General features: G+C 54.1%; 17 protein-coding genes, 1 rRNA gene and 3 pseudogenes. 4 read left to right on the forward strand and 17 right to left on the reverse strand.

Going from position 1 to position 20,240, the window contains the following annotated elements; all coding sequences use genetic code 11:
• Positions 1-455: 455 nt before the first annotated feature.
• The 5 genes from cysE to ACQ4N8_RS15635 all read right to left on the reverse strand — a co-directional run bounded on the left by cysE (position 456) and on the right by ACQ4N8_RS15635 (position 5,701).
• Positions 456-1,115, reverse strand: a complete 660-nt coding sequence (gene cysE / locus ACQ4N8_RS15615; protein ID WP_430705287.1) for a serine O-acetyltransferase — start codon at positions 1,113-1,115, stop codon at positions 456-458.
• 635 nt (positions 1,116-1,750) lie between these two features.
• The gene (gene gltX / locus ACQ4N8_RS15620; RefSeq protein WP_430705288.1) at positions 1,751-3,217 is read right to left on the reverse strand and encodes a glutamate--tRNA ligase; all 1,467 of its coding nucleotides are present in this window, start codon (positions 3,215-3,217) and stop codon (positions 1,751-1,753) included.
• Between the two features lie 76 nt (positions 3,218-3,293).
• Positions 3,294-3,782 carry a 2-C-methyl-D-erythritol 2,4-cyclodiphosphate synthase gene (ispF, locus tag ACQ4N8_RS15625; RefSeq protein ID WP_430705289.1) on the reverse strand — a complete coding sequence of 163 codons (489 nt, stop codon included), beginning with the start codon at positions 3,780-3,782 and terminating at the stop codon, positions 3,294-3,296.
• Between the two features lie 54 nt (positions 3,783-3,836).
• On the reverse strand, positions 3,837-4,538 hold the full coding sequence (gene ispD / locus ACQ4N8_RS15630; RefSeq protein WP_430705290.1) for a 2-C-methyl-D-erythritol 4-phosphate cytidylyltransferase: 702 nt from the start codon (positions 4,536-4,538) through the stop codon (positions 3,837-3,839).
• 74 nt (positions 4,539-4,612) lie between these two features.
• Entirely contained in the window at positions 4,613-5,701 is a 1,089-nt protein-coding gene (locus tag ACQ4N8_RS15635) for a PIN/TRAM domain-containing protein (RefSeq protein ID WP_430705291.1), read from the reverse strand.
• 207 nt (positions 5,702-5,908) lie between these two features.
• On the opposite strand from ACQ4N8_RS15635, the gene ACQ4N8_RS15640 reads away from it, so the two are divergent.
• Positions 5,909-6,304, forward strand: a complete 396-nt coding sequence (locus ACQ4N8_RS15640) for a DUF1573 domain-containing protein (RefSeq protein ID WP_430705292.1) — start codon at positions 5,909-5,911, stop codon at positions 6,302-6,304.
• Between the two features lie 111 nt (positions 6,305-6,415).
• On the opposite strand, the gene pssA is transcribed toward ACQ4N8_RS15640, so the two are convergent.
• From pssA to ACQ4N8_RS15665, 5 genes are all read right to left on the reverse strand, one after another.
• Positions 6,416-7,144, reverse strand: a complete 729-nt coding sequence (gene pssA, locus ACQ4N8_RS15645) for a CDP-diacylglycerol--serine O-phosphatidyltransferase (RefSeq protein ID WP_430705293.1) — start codon at positions 7,142-7,144, stop codon at positions 6,416-6,418.
• A 52-nt stretch (positions 7,145-7,196) separates the two neighbouring features.
• A complete protein-coding gene (gene disA, locus ACQ4N8_RS15650) occupies positions 7,197-8,273 on the reverse strand; it encodes a DNA integrity scanning diadenylate cyclase DisA (protein WP_430705294.1) in 1,077 nt (358 codons plus the stop codon).
• Between the two features lie 13 nt (positions 8,274-8,286).
• Positions 8,287-9,654 carry a DNA repair protein RadA gene (gene radA / locus ACQ4N8_RS15655; protein WP_430705295.1) on the reverse strand — a complete coding sequence of 456 codons (1,368 nt, stop codon included), beginning with the start codon at positions 9,652-9,654 and terminating at the stop codon, positions 8,287-8,289.
• Between the two features lie 225 nt (positions 9,655-9,879).
• Positions 9,880-10,866 carry a DHHW family protein gene (locus tag ACQ4N8_RS15660; RefSeq protein WP_430705296.1) on the reverse strand — a complete coding sequence of 329 codons (987 nt, stop codon included), beginning with the start codon at positions 10,864-10,866 and terminating at the stop codon, positions 9,880-9,882.
• Positions 10,867-11,115: 249 nt separating this feature from the next.
• On the reverse strand, positions 11,116-11,571 hold the full coding sequence (locus ACQ4N8_RS15665; protein ID WP_430705297.1) for a hypothetical protein: 456 nt from the start codon (positions 11,569-11,571) through the stop codon (positions 11,116-11,118).
• A 108-nt stretch (positions 11,572-11,679) separates the two neighbouring features.
• On the opposite strand from ACQ4N8_RS15665, the gene ACQ4N8_RS15670 reads away from it, so the two are divergent.
• The 3 genes and pseudogenes from ACQ4N8_RS15670 (at position 11,680) to ACQ4N8_RS15680 (ending at position 13,255) form a co-directional block, all read left to right on the forward strand.
• Positions 11,680-11,841 (forward strand): hypothetical protein, encoded by a 162-nt coding sequence (locus ACQ4N8_RS15670; protein WP_430705298.1) that lies wholly within the window; start codon positions 11,680-11,682, stop codon positions 11,839-11,841.
• A gap of 594 nt (positions 11,842-12,435) precedes the next feature.
• Positions 12,436-12,483, forward strand: a pseudogene (locus tag ACQ4N8_RS15675) (hypothetical protein); the annotation flags it as partial.
• 85 nt (positions 12,484-12,568) lie between these two features.
• Positions 12,569-13,255, forward strand: a complete 687-nt coding sequence (locus tag ACQ4N8_RS15680; RefSeq protein ID WP_430705304.1) for a transposase — start codon at positions 12,569-12,571, stop codon at positions 13,253-13,255.
• Positions 13,256-13,564: 309 nt separating this feature from the next.
• Here the strand turns inward: ACQ4N8_RS15680 and ACQ4N8_RS15685 are convergent.
• From ACQ4N8_RS15685 to rrf, 7 genes and pseudogenes are all read right to left on the reverse strand, one after another.
• Positions 13,565-13,846 (reverse strand): annotated as a pseudogene (locus tag ACQ4N8_RS15685) (sensor histidine kinase); the annotation flags it as partial.
• Between the two features lie 67 nt (positions 13,847-13,913).
• Positions 13,914-14,611: pseudogene (locus ACQ4N8_RS15690) on the reverse strand (response regulator).
• Positions 14,612-14,773: 162 nt separating this feature from the next.
• Complete coding sequence (gene clpC, locus ACQ4N8_RS15695) at positions 14,774-17,218, reverse strand: ATP-dependent protease ATP-binding subunit ClpC (RefSeq protein ID WP_430705299.1); 2,445 nt, start codon at positions 17,216-17,218, stop codon at positions 14,774-14,776.
• Positions 17,219-17,249: 31 nt separating this feature from the next.
• Positions 17,250-18,308 (reverse strand): protein arginine kinase, encoded by a 1,059-nt coding sequence (locus tag ACQ4N8_RS15700; protein WP_430705300.1) that lies wholly within the window; start codon positions 18,306-18,308, stop codon positions 17,250-17,252.
• Between the two features lie 12 nt (positions 18,309-18,320).
• Positions 18,321-18,845 (reverse strand): UvrB/UvrC motif-containing protein, encoded by a 525-nt coding sequence (locus tag ACQ4N8_RS15705; RefSeq protein WP_430705301.1) that lies wholly within the window; start codon positions 18,843-18,845, stop codon positions 18,321-18,323.
• Between the two features lie 56 nt (positions 18,846-18,901).
• On the reverse strand, positions 18,902-19,360 hold the full coding sequence (locus ACQ4N8_RS15710) for a CtsR family transcriptional regulator (protein WP_430705302.1): 459 nt from the start codon (positions 19,358-19,360) through the stop codon (positions 18,902-18,904).
• Between the two features lie 802 nt (positions 19,361-20,162).
• A 5S ribosomal RNA gene (rrf, locus tag ACQ4N8_RS15715) occupies positions 20,163-20,240 on the reverse strand; the annotation flags it as partial.

Below are 20,240 nucleotides of genomic sequence, written 5' to 3' on the forward strand. Positions count from 1 at the left end.
TGCCTACGCTCCGCTACTCGCTCTCTCCTTCATCCAATCTTTCTCGGTGCTGAAAAGCCGATTTTTAAACCTGATCTTATGCGGTAGTTTAAAAATCAACTTTTGATCACGAAGCTGTTTCTAAGGTGCGGTTTCGGCGTCGAGTCTTGAATTCAGTCAGGCTCACCTTTAACGGACCTCAGTGACGCTAATCTCCCATTTCCCGAGTATTTCCCATTTTAACGGACCCATAAGACCTTATTCCGCTCAAAAACCGTTCAATGCGGCCGATCTCCGGCAAATAACGTCATCTCAGTCCGTTACAGTTACGGCAGCTCGTTTTTCGGCACTTTAGCGTCTTTGGAGTCCGTTAAACTGGCGCCGCCCGCCCTGTCTCTCTAACCCCAAGCCGGACAACGGCTCAACCGGTCATGGCAGAGGGGTTCCAATCTGTCAGCCTTCCCTCCGGGCGGGATTTACAGCTCGCTTGGCTGCTCCTCGCGGGCCTGCTGCTTCAAATCGCGGATTTCGGCGCGCAGCTGTTCGATTTCACGCTGCATGTCCCGCATCGCGTCGACCACCGGGTCCGGCAGCTGGTGATTGAGGCGATCCAGCGGCTTCCCGTGCTGACGGACGACTTTCCCCGGAATCCCGACTACGGTGCTGCCCGCCGGAACTTCCTTCAATACGACCGAATTGGCCCCGATGTTCGCCTGATCTCCGATTCTGAAGGAGCCGAGAACCTTCGCTCCCGAACCGATAACCACATTGCTGCCTACGGTCGGATGGCGCTTCCCCTTTTCCTTCCCGCTTCCGCCCAAGGTTACTCCCTGATAGATAACCACATCGTCCCCGATTTCGCAAGTTTCCCCAATCACGACGCCCATGCCGTGGTCAATGAACAGCCGGTTGCCGATCCGTGCTCCGGGATGGATTTCAATGCCGGTGAAAAACCGGCTGATTTGCGAAATCATCCGCGCTATCGTAAACCAGCGACGGCGGTAGAAATAATGCGCGAACCGGTGGCTCCAAATCGCATGCAGCCCGGAATAGGTAAAGATGACCTCGAACCAGCTTCTTGCCGCCGGATCGTTATCAAACACCGCTTGGATATCGGATCTGATTCTCTTGAACATCGCTTCCCCCCACCTTCTATTCCTATCGCTTCGGATCGACGGTACACCTTTGACCGCAACCGCCCGGCCTTTCCGTTCAGCCACGGTATTATGGATCGTTACTTCAGGTATCCGCCGTATTCCACAACCGCTGCCGTCCAGCTCTATTCTTCCCGCAAACCAAAAAGGCGCCCCTGCAGCTTTCGCTGCAGAGGCGCCTGAGGACGCGGTTCCACTCTGCTTCGGATAGGAAACGCCCCTTCGTTGATCCAGGCCATCGGCCCGATCGGACCTCCCCTATCCCTCTTGGCGACCTTAACGCGGACGATACGGCGGAAGCTACATCGCCTGAAACAGGCGTTTCGCGTCCGCGGCTCCCGGGTGCATTTCCGCTAACGCGTATCCGGATAACTTCCAGCCTGGATTCTTCTTTGCGGTCCGCGCGAAGGGTCCCGGTTATCCTCTCTGGTCGATACGCGAGCTGGCGTACTTCTCCCGATCTATGCCGGTGAATAAGCGGCTAAACTCTGCCGCCTTTAATTTTTTCGTAAAGTAGTGTCTGCCTTTATATTACCTAAAGGCAGGTAAACTGACAAGAAATGTTTTGCCCCGGCAAGGAAACCCGACCATTTTATGCTTCGCGGCCCCGGGCCGGCCTACAAGCTGGCAATGCGGGCTTTAAGCCGATCGATGACTTTGGCTTGGCCCAGCAGCCAGATCGTCTGGTTCAAGTCGCGACCGTGCATTTGCCCGGTCAGCGCGACGCGAATCGGCATGAACAGACCTTTGCCTTTGCTGCCTGTCTCCTTCTGCACCTCTTTGATTGCAGCGGCGATCTGCTCCACGCCGAATTCCCCGGCGGCCAGCCCCTCGACCTTCGCGAGGAACGCACCCAGCACGGTCCCCACCTGCGGCTCCGCCAGCACGGCGGCTCCCTCGTCATCCAGCGTCAGCTCGCTGCGGAAGAACATCTCCGACAGCTCCACGATATCCGACGCCGACGTCATTTGTTCCTGATACAAAGCGACCAGCGCTTTGGCCCATGCCTCCTGCTCCGCGGACAGCTCGGCCGGAAGCCGATCCTCCTTTTGCAGATACGGGATGGAGAGCGCGGCGATCCGCTCCGGATCGGCGTTTTTGATGTAATGGTTGTTCAAATGCGCCAGCTTGTTCGTATCGAACACCGCCGGACTGCGCGAAAGGCGGCCCGCATCGAAAATCGAAATCAGCTCTTCCTTCGTGAAGAACTCCTCTTCCCCTTCCGGCGACCAGCCGAGCAGGGCGATGAAGTTGAACAGCGCCTCCGGCAAATACCCCAGCTGATCATATTGCTCGATGAACTGAATCACCGACTCGTCGCGTTTGCTCAGCTTCTTATGGTTTTCCCCGACGATCAGCGTCATATGACCGAACACCGGCGGCTCCCATCCGAACGCATCGTAGATCATCAGTTGCCGCGGCGTATTGGATACATGATCCTCCCCGCGCAGGACGTGAGTGATGTTCATTAAATGATCGTCCAGCACGACGGCGAAATTGTAGGTCGGAATGCCGTCTTTTTTGACGATAACGAAATCGCCGCTGATGTCCGACTCGAACGAAATCGGTCCTTTGACCAGATCGTCAAACGTAAACGTGCGCCCTTCCGGCACGCGGAACCGGATGCTGTACGGCCGTCCCTCCGCCTCGTAAGCGGCGATCTGCTCCGGCGTCAGATTGCGGTGCTTGCCGGAATAGCGCGGCGTTTCCCCGCGGGCCGTTTGCTCCTCGCGCTCCTTCTCCAGCTCCTCTTCCGTACAGTAGCAGCGGTAAGCCAGTCCACGATCCAGCAGATCCTGCACGAGCGGACGATACAATTCAAGCCGCTCCGTTTGGCGGTATGGGCCGTAATTCCCGCCGACGTCCACGCTTTCGTCCCAATCGATGCCCAGCCATTTCAGATAGGTGAGCTGGTTCTCTTCTCCCCCGGCCACATTGCGTTTCACGTCCGTATCTTCGATGCGGATAATGAATTTCCCGCCGTGATGTCTGGCAAACAAATAATTAAACAACGCCGTTCTGGCGTTTCCGATATGTAAATGACCCGTCGGACTCGGCGCATACCGCACGCGAACTTCTGTCATCCCAATCCCCTCCCTTTATGTTGCAAGCTAATCTGCCTCGTGATGTAAAGACCATTTTTGAACAACCTCTACAAGCTTATGATGATAGCACATCCGAGACCAGGCAGACAATGCATTGTGCCGCAATGCCTTCGCCCCGTCCGGTAAACCCGAGCTGCTCGGTGGTTGTCGCTTTGACGTTTACGCGCTCCGGCTCCGCGCCGAGCGTCCGGGCGATGATCTCGACCATTTGCGGCACATACGGCGCCATTTTCGGTTTTTGCGCAATGACGGTTGCGTCCAGATTGCCGAGGCGGTAGCCTTGCTCTACGACCATGCCCCAGACCTGCTGCAGCAATACGACGCTGTCCGCATCTTTAAAGGCCGGATCCGTATCGGGAAAATGGCGTCCGATATCCCCCAGCCCCATCGCGCCTAATATCGCGTCGCTGATCGCATGAAGCAATACGTCGGCGTCCGAATGCCCCAGCAGCCCTTTTTCATAGGGGATCGTTACCCCGCCGATAATGCACGGCCTGCTCTCTACGAGCTGATGCACGTCAAAACCTTGTCCCACCCTGAACATGATATACTCCCTCTCCCTGCGAATGATTCTGCGCGTTTCTCTCTTAACCCCGTCTTAACCCCGTTGCTTCCGGCGGATGAATTCCGCGTAGTCCAAATCCTCGGGGGTCGTAATCTTAATGTTGCTATATAGTCCTTCCACCAGCTTGACCGGCAGGCCTAGCCGCTCGATCAGCATCGAATCGTCCGTGCCGACAAAATGCTCGATCTCCGCTTGCTCGTGGGCCGCCAGCAGATCGGTGCGCCGAAAAGCCTGCGGCGTTTGAATCGCCCATAAGCTGCGCCGATCCAAGGTAGCTGCAACCCTCCCTTGATCGTCCGCCTGCTTGATCGTATCCTTCACCGGCACGGCCAGCACGGACGCGCCATGAGCCTTCGCCGCTTCATAGCAGGCCGAAATCCGCTCCCTCGTGACAAAAGGGCGGACGCCGTCATGCACCAGTACCCAAGGCGCGCTGATCTGCAGCAACCCTTGATATACCGAATGCTGACGCTCGGCGCCGCCCGGAATTACTTGTACCTGTTTGGTCATGCCGAATTCGGCAATCCAAGACCGGCACCGGTCTATGTCCTGCTCCCCGGTAACCAGCACGATTTCCGCAATCGAAGGATGGCGGTCAAATGCCTCCAGCGTATGAATGACGATCGGCTTCTTCTCAAGCATGAGATACTGCTTGCTTTCCGCCGTTCCCATGCGCGTGCCTTTGCCGGCCGCTACCACGATCACTCCCGCATCGCCGATTGCTTGATCCCCCATCATTGTCTGCCTCACCCTTGCCAGAAATTAAACGCGACGCCCTTACGCAACGCATTTACTCCCATCATACCGAATTACTGGGCTTTTTCCAACAGTTTTGGCTTGGCAAATATCATCCGTCCCGCCGAAGTCTGCAGCACGCTGGTCACCAGAACCTCCGTGATCGTTCCGATGTAATCGCGTCCGCCCTCCACGACGATCATTGTGCCGTCGTCCAAATAAGCGACGCCTTGGCCATGCTCCTTGCCATCCTTGATGACCTGCACCATAATCTCCTCGCCCGGCAGCACGACCGGTTTCACGGCGTTGGCCAAATCGTTGATATTCAGCACCGACACGCCCTGTAGCTCGCATACCTTGTTAAGGTTAAAATCGTTGGTGACGACTTTCCCTTGAAGAACTTTGGCGAGTTTGACCAGTTTGCTGTCGACCTCGGAGATTTCTTCGAAGTCGCCTTCATAGATCATCACTTTGACGTCGAGCTCTTTCTGGATTTTGTTCAAAATATCCAGGCCCCGCCGCCCGCGGTTGCGCTTGAGCAGATCCGACGAGTCGGCGATATGCTGCAGTTCCTCCAGCACGAACTCCGGAATGACGATCGTTCCTTCGATAAATCCGGTTTTGCAAATATCCGCGATCCGGCCATCGATGATCACGCTGGTGTCCAGAATCTTGTGCTCCTCCGCCCAGCGTTCTTCCTCCAGTGCCGTACCGCCCCATTTTCCCGATTTCCATAATGAGGACAATTCTTCTTTCTTCGCAAGACCAACGTACAGCCCGATATAGCCGAACAACGCCGATAGCGCGAACTTGGCGAAGCTCTCCACCGGACCGAGCCAGGACAACAGGGGATAGACCGTTAAGGAAAGAAGGAGTCCCGCAGTCAAACCGGCCGCACCGGCCGCCATTTCATTCATCGGAATCTGCGTCAAAGCGGCGATCCACGATTTGATTCTCGAAGAAACGACGTCTGCAGCCAAGGAGAACAGGAACAAGAACAGTAAAGCGCCAGCCGCCGCCCATAACAAATTTGCCGTGAGCGGATGCATGCCGCGAAACCAGGAGCGGATCGCTTCCGGCATATAGGCTAACATCCCGCCCGAAGTGTAACCGAACCAGGCCCCGCATAAGCCGGCCAAGATCAGCAAGTATTTTTTCAGCACGTCTCTCTTCACCTCCTGAAATTTAAGTATCTTCTTTAGCCAGTATGTACCAGTTTTTGGATGCATAATCCGCGAACGGCAACTTTTTTTGGCAAAAAAATACCGGCCAAAGCCGGAGGAAGCCCTTGGCCATGGGATTTCAGGTTGATATCGGAGGAAAATGTGGCATATAATGAATTCAATTCATAATATTGAGGTGGATGGAAAATGAGCGCACCAAGCCTTCAATCTTTTCAAGAACAAGTTTCTGAACTGTTGCTCCGTCACCGCAGTCTGCTGGATGTTCTGTCCAAAATGGGACAAACCAATGCCGCTGCCGTCCGTTCCGTGACCAAATCCGTGACCGAATGCGGTTGCATCGAGCTGCACGCCACCAAGCAGGATTTCGAGCCGGGCATGGATTTGCAGCAGGCCAAAGATACGATCGCCAAGCACGTCCATGGAGAGCTCTGCGAGAATTGCCGGGACGTCATTACCAACGAGCTTGGACGCAACCTTTTCTATATGTCCGCCCTATGCAATTTGCTGGGGATTGATATGGAGGAAATTGTGGAACGCGAATCGCAAAAATGCGCCACGTTGGGGTTGTTTAATTTATCGTAAACGCAAAGGACTTATGGCCGTGAAACTAAACAGGGGTAGCTAAAAAGGCATCGATCCTTTCCGCCTGCGGGGAGATCCATGCCTTTTTCGAGTATATGGGGAGTTCGCGGCTTAGCGTTTCGGCCGATACATTTCTTCGACGTCTTCATCGCCCCGCCGTTTGCGGCGCAGCAAACGGTTGATATTCTGCCGGAGCCCGTAAGCGGCATAGATCACCAAGGGGATGAAGATCAGCTTGGCGATTTGATCCGGGAATGCGACGGCGATCACCACGGCAAAAATAACGACGAGCGGCGTATAGGCAATCGCCTTTTTCGGAAGGCCGATTTTTTTGAAATTCGGATATCTGACGGTGCTGATCATCAAATAGGATAACAATATCATCGATACGACGAAATAAGGCGCCGTTATATCCTTGTAAAACAGCGACAGCGTGGCCAGAACCCCTCCGGCGGCCGGAATCGGCAACCCGATGAAGTATCCCGGGACCCCCTTCTGAACGTTGAACCTTGCGAGTCTCAGCGCTCCGCACATCGGAAAAATAGCGGTTACCGCCCATGCTACGCCGGTGGGAATGCTGTGAAAGGAAATTAAGTACATAATCAGTGCCGGTGCCATACCAAATGAAATAATGTCCGATAAGGAATCGAGTTCTTTGCCAAACTCGCTTTGGGCGTTTAAAGCCCTCGCGACCCGTCCGTCCAAACCATCGAGCAGCATAGCGACAATTACCATAATGGCTGCCAGGCTGAAACGCCCTTCCATTGCCAGAATGATGGCCAGCATTCCGAGAACCATGTTCCCTAACGTGAACAAGTTCGGAATCGATTTCGTAATCATCTCTTCACCTCGAGTAGATATTCCTTAACATCATCCATTGATGATAGGTGATTTAAATTTGTCTGTCAATGAATACCTGTTCCTGCAGGCGCTTGAGCCCCTCTTTAATCGCGCGGGCCCGCACTTCTCCGATGCCGTCCACCTCATCCAGCTCCTCGATGCTGGCCATCATGACGTTCGGCAGTTGGACGAATCGCTCTACCAAATTGTGGATGATCACATTGGGCAGGCGCGGAATTTTGTTCAGCACGCGATATCCGCGCGGCGAAATCAAATCCTCGGAGGTTGCGGCAGCGGACGGATAGCCAAGAATCCGAGTAATATGATTATCGTCTAGCAGTTCATCATCGCTGGAACGTTTCAGGCCCATGATAATTTCGCGAATCGCTTCGTCATGATCTTCCTTGGCATAATCCTTATACAGCAGCCAGGCTTCCTCTTCCATGTTGCTGACCAGCTCCTCCATTTGCATGCTGATCAGCCTTCCTTCCGTACCGAGCTCATTGATGAACCGTTTGATTTCCATCTTGATCCGAATAACCATCTCCACCCGCTGGATCACATTGACCACCTCGGGCAAGGAGACCAGCTCTTCGAATTCGGATGCGGTCAGATTCGTTAATGCCTGATTCAGCACGGACCGGTATTTCTCCAGCGTCTGAATCGCCTGATTCGCTTTCGTCAGGATCACGCCGATCTCCTTCAAGGCATATCGCAATCCGCCTTGGTAGAGGGTGATGATATTGCGGCGCTGGGAGATGGAGACGACCAGCTTGCCGGTTTGCTTCGCCACCCGTTCCGCCGTGCGGTGACGAATCCCGGTCTCCGAGGAGGCGATCGAGGAATCGGGGATCAGCTGCGTGTTGGCGTATAGAATCCGCTTCAGGTCCTCGCTCAGGATGATGGCCCCGTCCATCTTGGCCAACTCGTAGAGGTAGTTCGGCGAGAAGTCGCAGTTGATGGAGAAGCCGCCCTCCACGACCTCCATCACTTCCGGGCTATAGCCGACGACGATCAGGCCCCCGGTTTTGGCCCGCAGCACGTTCTCAAGGCCGTCGCGAAAAGCCGTCCCCGGAGCCACAAGCCTTAGCAAATCATTCATTTTCTCTGCATGGGTAGTTTCTTTCATCAATCAATGCCCCCTAATCTAACGCAACAGCTAGCGCATCTGCAACGGTATTTACTCCTATCAATTGAATGCCTTGAGGTCCCTTCCATCCCTTCATGCTTTTCTCCGGCAAAATCACTCGTTTGAAGCCGAGCTTGGCGGCTTCTTTGACCCGCTGCTCCGCCCGCGATACCGCGCGGACTTCCCCGGTTAGACCGACTTCCCCGAAGATCACGTCATACGGCTTGGTTGGCAGATCACGAAAGCTGGAAGCGACGCTGACGGCGATCGCCAGGTCGACGGCCGGTTCATCCAGCTTGACGCCGCCGGCCAAATTGACATAGGCATCCTGGTTTTGCAGGAACATGCCCATTCGTTTCTCCAACACCGCGATGATCAAGTTCATCCGCTGGTGGTCCACGCCGGTCGCCATCCGCCGCGGCGAAGGAAAATGCGTGGCGGCAATCAATGCCTGCAGCTCGACCAGCATCGGACGCGTCCCCTCCATGCTGGCCACAACGGTCGAGCCGGCCACGCCCAGGGGCCGTTCCGAGAGAAACAGCTCCGACGGGTTCGCTACCTCCGCCAATCCGGATTCGTTCATTTCAAAAATGCCGATTTCGTTGGTCGAGCCGAAACGGTTCTTGACCGCTCGCAGCAGACGGTAGGAATGATGGCGCTCGCCTTCGAAATATAGCACGCAATCGACCATATGCTCCAGCATCCTTGGTCCGGCAATGGCGCCTTCCTTGGTCACATGCCCAACCAGAACCGTTGCAATCCCCTGCCCTTTGGCAATCCGCATAAACCGGGCCGTACACTCGCGAACCTGGGATACGCTGCCCGGGGCGCTGGTCACCTCCGGCAAATACACCGTTTGAATCGAGTCGATGACCAGAAAATCCGGCTTCACGCTGTCGATCGCTTCTTCAATCCCATCCATGCTGCTTTCGCACAAGACGAACAACTCCGGGGATAACGTCCCTAGCCGTTCTGCCCGCAGTTTGGTCTGACGGACGGATTCTTCCCCCGATATATACAATACCTTCAGACCGGTTCGGGCCATTTCATGCGAGGTTTGCAGCAGTAGCGTCGATTTGCCGATGCCGGGATCTCCGCCGACAAGAACGAGCGAGCCCGGGACCACGCCTCCGCCGAGCACCCGGTTCAGCTCGCCGATGCCTGTCTGAATGCGCGGTTCCTTGCCGCTTTCTATATTTATGATGGATTGCGGCTTTTCTTTCGCATGAAATAGTCCAGAAGCGAGCCCTTGCGTTTTTACGGTTTTCTCGACTTCCTCCACCATGGAGTTCCATGCGCCGCATCCCGGGCATTTCCCGTACCATTTGGGCGATTCATAACCGCATTCGGAGCAAAAAAACTTTGTTTTTACTTTAACCATTTATCTCTCCTTCTCACCTTGCAAATATTTGACAAACCTAGCAGGCGCCGTTCAAGCTGCAGTACTCAAATTTTATCATTCTTTCGGATTTCCCGAAAGTTATTAGGCGCGGCCGTCAAAGGTTACAGGATGAAAAAAGGCAACCCCAAAGCATCGCTTTGGAAGCTGCCTTTTACTTATTTCATCGGCTTAAACGTTAAAGATTTGTAGTATTTTCCAACATTTTTATTTTGTATTTCCGACAAGCCCGTCGATGAGCTGAGCGATCCCCATTGTGCGCGCCGCCGTCGAATTGTTCAGGAACAGCACGTCGGTCACCTGATGTTCCTGGACGAAGTCGGTCAGATTGCCGTTATAGTATCTGGGATCTACGTAATACACCGTTTCAAAATGCGGGATCAGGAACGGGATGAGGGCATTCCCGTAGGAATCCTTGACCACGGCTATCCTTTTGTCGTTCCGCTCATCCGTCTCGATTTCCCCCCATGGGAAATCCCCGCCCAAAAACACGGCGTAGAAGCCATTGTTAGCTTTGGCGTAATCGGGGTTGACGACTTTGCCCGAAACCGCTTTGCCGGTCGTTAGATGACGGGTATACGTACTTTCCGCAAACGGCGGATAATAGGTGATCGTATCCGGGTGCATTTTGAGCCTGAAACTCAGCGTCGCTTTATAGGAGGAGCCCAAGAAGTTTTCGATCTTCCCTGTTGAATAAGAGCTTAGCGGCACGGCTTCTTCTCCCATCACATCCATCAGGTTGACGTAGGCATAATAGGCGCCCAAAGCCGTCCAGTGATGGTCGGTCCGGAAATATACGTCCTCACTGATATGCTGCTGCAATGCGCCGTAAACGTCGATCCGGCCGATCCCGGAATCGAGCAGCCCGTTGATATGCTCGAAAGCGCTTTTTTGCGAATCCGACAATTCCTGATATTTCTCCGCTTCCATAAATTCCGCCGCCGTGGGGACGAGCTTCGAGTATACGTGGACGTCCTTGTCAACCGCGGCCTTGAAGCCGTTCAAGGCTTCGGCATACGCCTCGGCCGACGAAGCGGAATAGTTGAAGAGCGTGTAAGCCCGGTCTTTATAAATCAAATATTGGGTAGCTTGGCCGGAGGCCGAGGCAGTACCCGACTTTTTCGCCGTATTGTCGCTTCCCTGCTGAATGATCGTCGCTTGGTCCGTGCCGGGCAGTCCTTTCAGTTCCTTCAAAAAAGCTCCCGATTGGACTATCTTCCCCCGGAAAGCGAAATGATCCGAAAAAAAGTCTTCGATCCCCCGAGTAAATTCCCCCGAAAACAGGCCCTCCAGGGAAAAGTCGGGTTTGGCGGCAAGCTTCCGCTGTTCAAGCTAAGACGTGTCCTTGGAGGAATAGCCGGCCAAATTGATCATGCCGAATCCGAAAATCAGCAGCAAAAACATAAGCACATTGAGCTATGGCTCACGATGGCCGGGAGTTTATTAAGCCACTTTCCCAGAAACTGTCGTTCGATAAAAATCAAAGCCCCGCAATAAAGCCCCCAAATTACATAGTTCCAACTCGCCCCATGCCAAATCCCGGTCAGAAACCAAACGACGAATAGAAAAGTCGAAGTAAATCTGCAAAGCGTACAAACTGATGCCGAACCAGATTCCAAGCACGGAGGCGGATTCCGAACCGGGATTCAGCAATTGCGGGACGGCCTCCCCCAACAGGTTAGCCAGCAGCACCTTTTTGCCAAGTCCCAGCATAAAACGCGTAATTCCTTCGCTAAAACCAGGCAACGTAACTCGCGGCCTTTCGATCTGCCGCTCGATATCCGAGTAGCGGATGATGGGGCCGGCCACCAAATGCGGAAAAAAGAGACGTAAAATAATACTTTTTTCGGCGATCGCGGTGCTTGAATCTTTCCTTGATACACATCCGTCAAATAACAAATCAGTTCAAAGGTGAAAAAGGAAATCCCGATCGGAAGCTTCACGTCCGGTACCGGCAGGTTCACCGGCAATAGCGCGTTGACATTTTCGATGAGGAATCCGGCATATTTGAAAAATCCCAGCATGCCGATATTGATGATGACCGCGGTGATATGCAGGGATTTTGCCATCCTCGTTCCCCTGCACCGCTCGATGCCTAACGCAAAGACGTATCCCAGCATCGAAGCCAACAACAGCAAAACGACCCAAACGGGTTCCCCCCAGGCATAAAAAACATAGGAAAAACCAATCAACACCCAAATCCGGTAACTCCCATTCGGGGACATGAAGTAAACGACCAGTAAAGCAGGCAGAAACAGATACAAAAAAATCAAACTCGAAAAGACCACTTCGGTAACTCCTCTCTATTTGGGACCTCCGAAGAGCAGTATAAGAGAGGAAAATGAACAATTCTTTCAGCAAATCTTAACAAGTTCTTATCGTTTGCTTATCATTTTCGAACCGGGCATGCGTTCGAGCCGACACATAATAAGTAAACCTCGCCGGTGACTTCGAGTACCTAAGTGGCTGAGGTGGCTGTCTATAGGATTCGTGTCTTGGTATCCCCTGCACTCTGCTTTGCACGATTATCCCTTTCGTTCAGGGGGCAGGGGTTGGGGGCTAGGGGGAGGGTTAAAGAAAAAAGAGATAGGGGAAAAATGAGGCGGCTTAGGTGAGATGTTCGACTTGAAAAAGGAACGTATGTGCGTGAATTATTGATTTTTTTGGGGGGGAGCGGATATGGAAGTCAATGCGGGAACGGATCTTCAACCCTTCACCAGCCGTTATCACGGCGAGCAGGCCTGCATGGAGGCACTGATCGCGATGAAGTGGCCAAACGGCTTCGTCTGCCCGCGCTGCGCTCATACCCGGTGCAGCCGCCTGGCCTCCCGGCGCATCCCTTTGTTCGAGTGCGGAAGGTGCGCGCATCAAACGTCGCCTTTGGTTGGCACGATGTTTGAAGGAAACGCATCTGCCCCTGTTGAAATGGTTTCAGGAGCTAGAGCAGTTTCTGCTACCCGACGGCATCTCGGCGATGCGGCTGAGCCAGGTGATCCGGGTTACCTACAAGACCGCCTGGTTAATGCTGCACAAAATACGCCATGCCGTTGGGGAGTTTGATGCCCGGGAGCTGCTCTGCGGAGACGTGAAGGTGAACAGCGATCTGTATGGGTGTAATCCGTCCCGGTGTCAGTTTCCGCATCCGAATGCCTTGGCGGTCGTAGCGGGATGTACGGTAACGGAGTCGGGCGAGCCGGAGCAGATCAAAATCCGCCTGTTGCCGCATAAGAGGGGAGACGGAAAAAGGGCAAACCGTCACGAATTCACCGCGTTCATCAACGGGCATGTGGATATCCGTACATCGGCGGTGCAGTTGTTCCCTCAAGCCTTCCGGCTATATTTGCCCTTGCGAAAAGTAGTGAGAGCGGCGTGGGAGTCGCTGACGAGTACGTATGTAGCCTTGGGCGTGAAGCATCTGCAGGCGTACCTGAACGAGTACACCGTACGCCGCCGGCTGCGCCTGCCCGGAGCGGAAGAAACGATGCGGCAGACGTTGCTGCATATGGGTGTGGCAATTCCGGCGATTACCTATCGCCGGCTGATCGTGCGCCAACCGAATCAGCCCCTTGTGGCCGCGGCCTGACTGGTCTGCTTCACTTCTCCTAAAGCTGTTTCCTCTCCTAAACCCGTCTAATTATCTCGAGCCTATCTGCTCTTATCCACAACATATTTTCTTCTCCAGAGCTTATCTCTTTCTCTGGTACCTGATCAAACGGGATAAACTTGCAAAGCGTCCGGATAGCAAGTGTTGATCTGCCGCCCAACCCACCGGCCTTCCCTGTCCTCAAGCTTTCAATGACCTTCCGAATTTCTTGCCACGATCGGTCAAGAAAAGCCATCCGGCGTTTTAGCCGAGCGGTCCTGATCTCGCGGGCAACTCCGTTATATTCGTTTATGAATCGGCGCCGGACAATTGAAAGCGCGTCTCGAACACGGTGCGTTGGCGATTGCTGGCGACCGATATTTGTCCTCCATGCGCATCGACGATGCTTTTGGCGATGGCGAGCCCCAGACCCGTACCGCCCGTTTCTTTGGAGCGGGAGCCTTCGACGCGGTAAAACCGGTCGAACAGGTGGGGGATGCTGCTATGGGGAATCTCATCGCCATAGTTCGTAAACCGGATAACGGCCCACTCCCCCTCCCGGCTTATGGAGATGTCGACGTATTTTCCCTTCGCTCCGTACTGGCCGCAGTGATAACAAACGTTTCAACCTCATTTTTGCCCTACCCTCTTGTCCGTTTTAATTAGCTTCCAGCTTATAGCCGATGCCCCAAACCGTTTTGATATAGCGGGGACGCTGCGGATCCCGCTCGATCTTCTCGCGGAGCCTGCGGATATGCACCATGACTGTGTTTTTCGACTCCATGTAGGGTTCCTCCAGACTTCCTCGTATATTTTATCCATACCGAGCACGACTCCCCGGTGTAGGGCCAGCAGCTTAAGCACTTCAAACTCCCGCGGCTTCAGTTTGACTTCCCGATCATCCACCGTTACCTTATGCATAGCGGTATTGATGACCAGGTCATCGATGACGATCTCATCCTGATTCGGGGCCGGGGCTTGTTTGGAAAATCGATGATAACGGCGCAGCTGCGATTTTGCCCGGGCGATGAGCTCCAAAGGATTAAACGGCTTGGTGACGTAATCGTCGGCGCCGATGCTCAGTCCGGCGATCTTGTCGATGTCCTGGCTTTTGGCGGACAACATGATAATCGGGGTATCCCGTTCTTCGCGTATGCGCATGCAGGCTTCTATCCCGTCCAGCCGGGGCATCATGACATCAAGGATGATCAAATCAACGGAATTCGTCTCCAGCAGTTCCAGTGCTTCCAGGCCGTCCGCCGCGGCGAGCAGGTGGTATCCTTCGTTACGCATATATATTTCCATTAGCTTGATGATTTCTTTCTCATCATCCACGATAAGAATCGTTTCTTTCACTTGAGCCAGCCTCCTTGATTTTTCTCATATTCGCCAACACAGCCGCGATTTCCTTCGAGCCGACGTCAAGGCGCGTCCGTACGGGCGACAAATCCTTTTAAAAGCAAAACGGACCCGCAGAGGTATGCAGGTCCGTTTTGGGTTTACGGAGATCAGGCTCCGTTACGCATTTTTGATGAAGCTACCCGTACGTTCTACAGTAAGGGCGCCGTTCTCTTCGTCGATCGTCAGCAAGTCGCCTTTCTTCACGTTGCCGGTCAACAGCTCTTCGGACAAGCGATCCTCGATGTATTTCTGGATCGCCCGGCGCAGCGGACGCGCTCCGTAAGCTGGATCGAAGCCTTCTTTGGCGAGGAAGGCCTTCGCCTTGTCGGTCAGGGTGAAGTCGACGTCATATTCGCGCAGCCGCTTGCGAAGTTCCTCGGACATGAGGGAGACGATTTGGCCGATATGCGACTCCTCCAGAGAGTGGAAGACGATAATTTCGTCGATCCGGTTGAGGAACTCGGGACGGAAGCTCTTCTTCAGCTCTTCCATCACTTTGCCCTTCATGTTGTCGTAATCCGCTCCGGCATCCTGAACCGCCGTAAATCCGAGGCGCGTATTGCGTTTGATCGCTTCGGCGCCGACGTTAGAGGTCAAGATGATCAGTGTATTGCGGAAATCGACCACCCGGCCTTTGGAGTCGGTCAAACGTCCGTCCTCCAGCACTTGAAGCAGGATGTTGAACACTTCCGGATGCGCTTTTTCGATTTCGTCCAACAGCACGACCGAATACGGTTTGCGGCGTACTTTTTCCGTGAGTTGGCCGCCTTCTTCGTAACCGACGTACCCCGGAGGCGCCCCGACGAGGCGGGCCGTGGAGTGTTTCTCCATGTATTCGGACATGTCGATCCGGATCACGGCATTCTCATCGCCGAACATCGCTTCGGCGAGCGCCCGGGCCAGCTCGGTTTTACCTACCCCGGTCGGACCGAGGAAGATGAAGGAGCCCATCGGCCGCTTCGGATCCTTGAGTCCCGCGCGCGCCCGGCGGATCGCCCGGCTGACGGCCTTCACGGCTTCGTCCTGGCCGATGACGCGTTCATGCAGGATACCCTCCATATTGAGCAGGCGTTCGGTTTCCTCTTCCTTCAACTTGCTGACCGGAATCCCCGTCCAGCTGGCGACGACTTGAGCGATGTCCTCCGGTGTCACTTCGGAATCGGTACGTCCTTGTTTTTCTTTCCATTGGTTTTTCGTCACGTCCAGCTCTTCGCGGATCTTTTGCTCGGTGTCGCGGAGCGCTGCCGCCTTTTCGAATTCCTGGCTTTGCACGGCGGCGTCTTTCTCCTTGCGGATATCGTCCAACCGGCTTTCCAACTGCTTCAAATTCGGCGGTACCGTGTAGGAGTTCAGCCTTACTTTGGAGCCCGCTTCATCGATCAGGTCGATCGCTTTGTCAGGCAGGAAGCGGTCCTGGATGTAGCGGTCGGACAGCTTCACCGCTTGATCGATCGCCTCATCGGTAATTTTCACGCGGTGATGCGCTTCGTAACGGTCGCGCAGTCCGTGCAAGATTAGGATCGCTTCTTCCACCGACGGCTGATCCACCGTAATCGGCTGGAAGCGCCGTTCGAGCGCGGCGTCTTTCTCGATGTATTTGCGGTATTCGTCCAGCGTCGTAGCCCCGATGCACTGCAGCTCGCCGCGGGCCAGCGCCGGCTTGAGGATGTTCGAAGCATCGATCGCGCCTTCCGCGCCGCCTGCTCCGATCAAGGTATGCAACTCGTCGATAAAGAGGATGATATTGCCCGCTTGGCGGATTTCATCCATGATTTTTTTCAAGCGGTCCTCGAATTCGCCGCGGTATTTCGTGCCGGCGACCACGGAGCCCATATCGAGGGTCATAACCCGTTTGTCGCGCAGCGTTTCGGGAATTTCGTTGTTGATGATCTTTTGCGCCAAGCCTTCGGCAATGGCCGTTTTTCCGACGCCGGGTTCCCCGATCAAGACCGGGTTGTTCTTGGTCCGGCGGCTCAATACTTGAATGACCCGCTCGATTTCCTTGCTGCGGCCGATCACCGGATCCAGGTTGCCCTCTTTGGCGGAAGCCGTCAAATCGCGGGCCAAGCTGTCCAACGTCGGCGTATTGACGTTGGCCGGTGCGCCGTGGTGGCTCGATACGGCTTCGCTGCTGCCCAGCAATTGCAGTACCTGCTGCCGCGCTTTGTTCAGGCTGATGCCAAGGTTGTTCAGTACCCGCGCAGCGACGCCTTCCCCTTCACGAATCAAGCCGAGCAAAATATGCTCCGTCCCGACGTAAGTATGGCCAAGCTTGCGCGCTTCGTCCATGGACAGCTCTATGACTTTCTTGGCGCGCGGCGTATAAGCGATATTGGTTGGCTGCTCCTGACCGCGGCCGATCAGCGTTTCGACTTCGTCCTGTATCTTCTCAAGGCCGAGACCAAGGCCGATCAAAGCCTTGGCGGCGATGCCTTCGCCTTCGCGAATCAATCCGAGCAGCACATGCTCCGTCCCGATATTGTTATGTCCCAGTCTTACGGCTTCCTCCTGGGCTAATGCCAAAACCTTCTGGGCGCGTTCCGTAAATCTTCCAAACATCATCTTCTCTACACCTCCATAGTTGTTCTAACCTTTAATTTCCCATTCTCTCCCGAATAAGTTTGGCGCGGAACATATCCCGTTCTCCCGGGGACATGCTTTCCTTGAATTTCTTCTGCAAAAAACCGGGCTGCGTCAGCACGTTCAGCTCGTTCAACGCTTGCGCGGACACGTTATCGATCAAGTCCAAATCCACGCCGAGCCGGACGTCGGACAGCCGCTGGGCGGCCTCCTTCGAATCGATGATATAGGCATGCGACAAAATCCCGTAAGAACGCATCACCCGGTCCATCATCCGCAACCGCGATTCGCTGATCAGTTTCTCTCTGGCCGTTTTCTCATGCTGTATGATCTGCAAAACTACGCCGTACAAATTTTCGATGATCTCAGCTTCGCTTTGTCCTAGTGTAATCTGATTTGAGATTTGAAACAAGTTGCCCATCGCTTCGCTGCCTTCGCCGTAAATCCCGCGAACCGTCAAACCCACCTGGGTGACCGCCGTTAAAATCCGGTTGATTTGCTGCGTCAGCACGAGCGCCGGCAAATGCATCATGACGGATGCCCGAAGCCCGGTGCCGACATTGGTCGGGCAGCTGGTAAGATAGCCGCGGCGGTCGTCGAAAGCATAATCCACATGGGCTTCAAAAATGTCGTCGATCGCCGTCGCTTTTTCCCATGCCTCCTGTACCTGGAACCCCGGATACAAGCATTGGATGCGCAAATGGTCCTCTTCGTTGATCATGATGCTGAGGCTTTCGTCTTCGCTGATGAAGGCTGCCCCGTTTCTGGATTCGCCCGCCAGATTGGGACTGATAAGATGCTTCTCCACCAGCACCCGTTTATCCAGGTCATCCAAATCCGTAAGGAGGATCGGGTACAGCTTGCCGAAAGCCTGCAGTCGTTCATCCGACAAGACGTTCTGCAGCTGCGTTAGCACCTCTTCCGACTGCTGGTTGGTGGACAGCATCGGAAAGGGCTGATGCAGCACATTACGGGCGATCCGTACCCGGCTGCTGATGACGATATCGGACTCTTTGCCATCGCGGCTCATCCATTCGCTAAGCGGCTGTTCTGTAAATCGGAGATGGGTCACCACGCATCCCTCCTACTCTGCGGAAATGTTTTTCTCTAACTCGCGAATCTGGTCCCGGAGTGCCGCCGCTTCCTCGAATTCTTCTTGGACGATCCGGTACTGCAGTTCCCTGCGGAGATCCTCGAGCTTGCGCTTGACTTGAATATGACCACCGGTCCGTTTAGGGATTTTCCCAACATGGACCGTATTGCCGTGAACCTTTTTGAACAGCGGGTCCAGACGTTCATTGAAGTATTTGTAACAAGAGCTGCAACCGAAACGCCCGATTTTACTGAATTGGGAATACGTCATGCCGCATTCCTCGCAGCGCAGATGTTCAGGCGTTTTGCTCCCGGATATTTGGCTTTTGTTCCCCGGGCTCAGATCAAGGAACCCCGACAGCAAATTGTGGATCGAAAAACCGCCCGACGTTCCGGGAATCATCTCCCCTTTTTCGCGGGCACAGGATTCACAGATGTGAAATTCCGTCTTCTCCCCGTTCACGATTTTGGTGAAATGCAAGGTCGCGGGGCGTTTGCCGCATTCTTGGCATTGCATGGATGTCCCTCCTCCACTGAAGAACTTTCATTGAAGCGGTTGTTCTAAAAGTGAACCTAACCCAACAAAGAGATCAGCATCGCTTTCATCATTCTTGCCCGAATCTGGTCACGGTAGGGCAATTTAACCATCAGCACGTCGCGGGATACGGCCGAGCGCATGAGCGCCGCCTCCCGAAGGGTCAGAAAACGGGCCTCTTCCAGCTGATAAATAAGCCCTTCAGCCGCAGACTGTCCGATTTCGTCGCCGATCGTTTCATGCAGATGGGTATGCAGCGAGATCGGCCCGGGCAGTTCAATCCGCCGGATGCGCACATAACCGCCGCCACCGCGCTTGCTTTCGACCAAGTACCCCTTTTCCAAAGTAAAACGGGTGCTGATGACATAATTGATTTGCGACGGCACGCAGGAAAATTGGTCGGCAAGATCGTTACGTTGAATTTCAATAGCACCTTCAGGACTTTCATGCAAAATACTCTTGAGATATTTTTCGATGATATCGGAGATATTACGCATCACTCATCCTCCATTATTCCTAACGTGAAGCTCTTGTTGCAGCTCGCTTGTGTTGACTTTGACTTTCTTTGACTTTATTCACATTATACCATAATTTGATGATTTGCCAAGTGCCTCTCCATTCCCTTTCAGTGTGGGCGTGGCAGATGCAAAATATTCGTGTTTAAGGTATGAGAAAACCGCCCGGTTGGTGCCCGGGCAGCCGGGGCCGGTTATGTTTTCACTGTACGCAAAAAAGACCCTTCAGGCAGGTCATTGTCCATCGTTCTTCGTCCAACCCATTTCAGCTTTTTACATTCCGTTTGGTCCTTTCCAGCTTCGATCTTCCTGTTTTTCGTAACGGACCGTAATGACCCTATTCATTCATTTCCCGGATATTTCCCAGTGTAACGGACACCGAAGACCTTATTCGCCTCCAATGGAACTTATTGGGATGATTTTAAGCCAAATAAGGCCGCCTGTGTCCGTTACAATATGAAAGTCCCTATTGGGGAGCGAAATAAGGGCTCTGGTGTCCGTTGCTCATGGTCCTGAGCAGCGACATCTTCTGTACGCACGCCAAGATCACGCCTGGCCGCAGGCTAAGCAGCCAACATGGGTACGCTGTAGGCTTTGGGCGCCGCCGTGTTCGAAAGGACGGCCTTACGGTATGTAATGGATCTTGTTCTGTATGGTATCGTCCCTTATGCTGCAGGCCAATATAACGTCGTGCCGTGAACCCTCGGTAATACCAGCACAATTGCAGATTTTCTTCGCACACAAAAGAGCACCGCCGGATGAACGGCAGTGCTCTTTCTTCTTTGCTTGGCGGCGTCCTACTCTCCCAGGACCCTTCGGTCCAAGTACCATCGGCGCTGGAGGGCTTAACGGTCGTGTTCGG

Source organism: Paenibacillus macerans (genome assembly GCF_050565405.1).
Taxonomy (GTDB): domain Bacteria; phylum Bacillota; class Bacilli; order Paenibacillales; family Paenibacillaceae; genus Fontibacillus; species Fontibacillus macerans_B.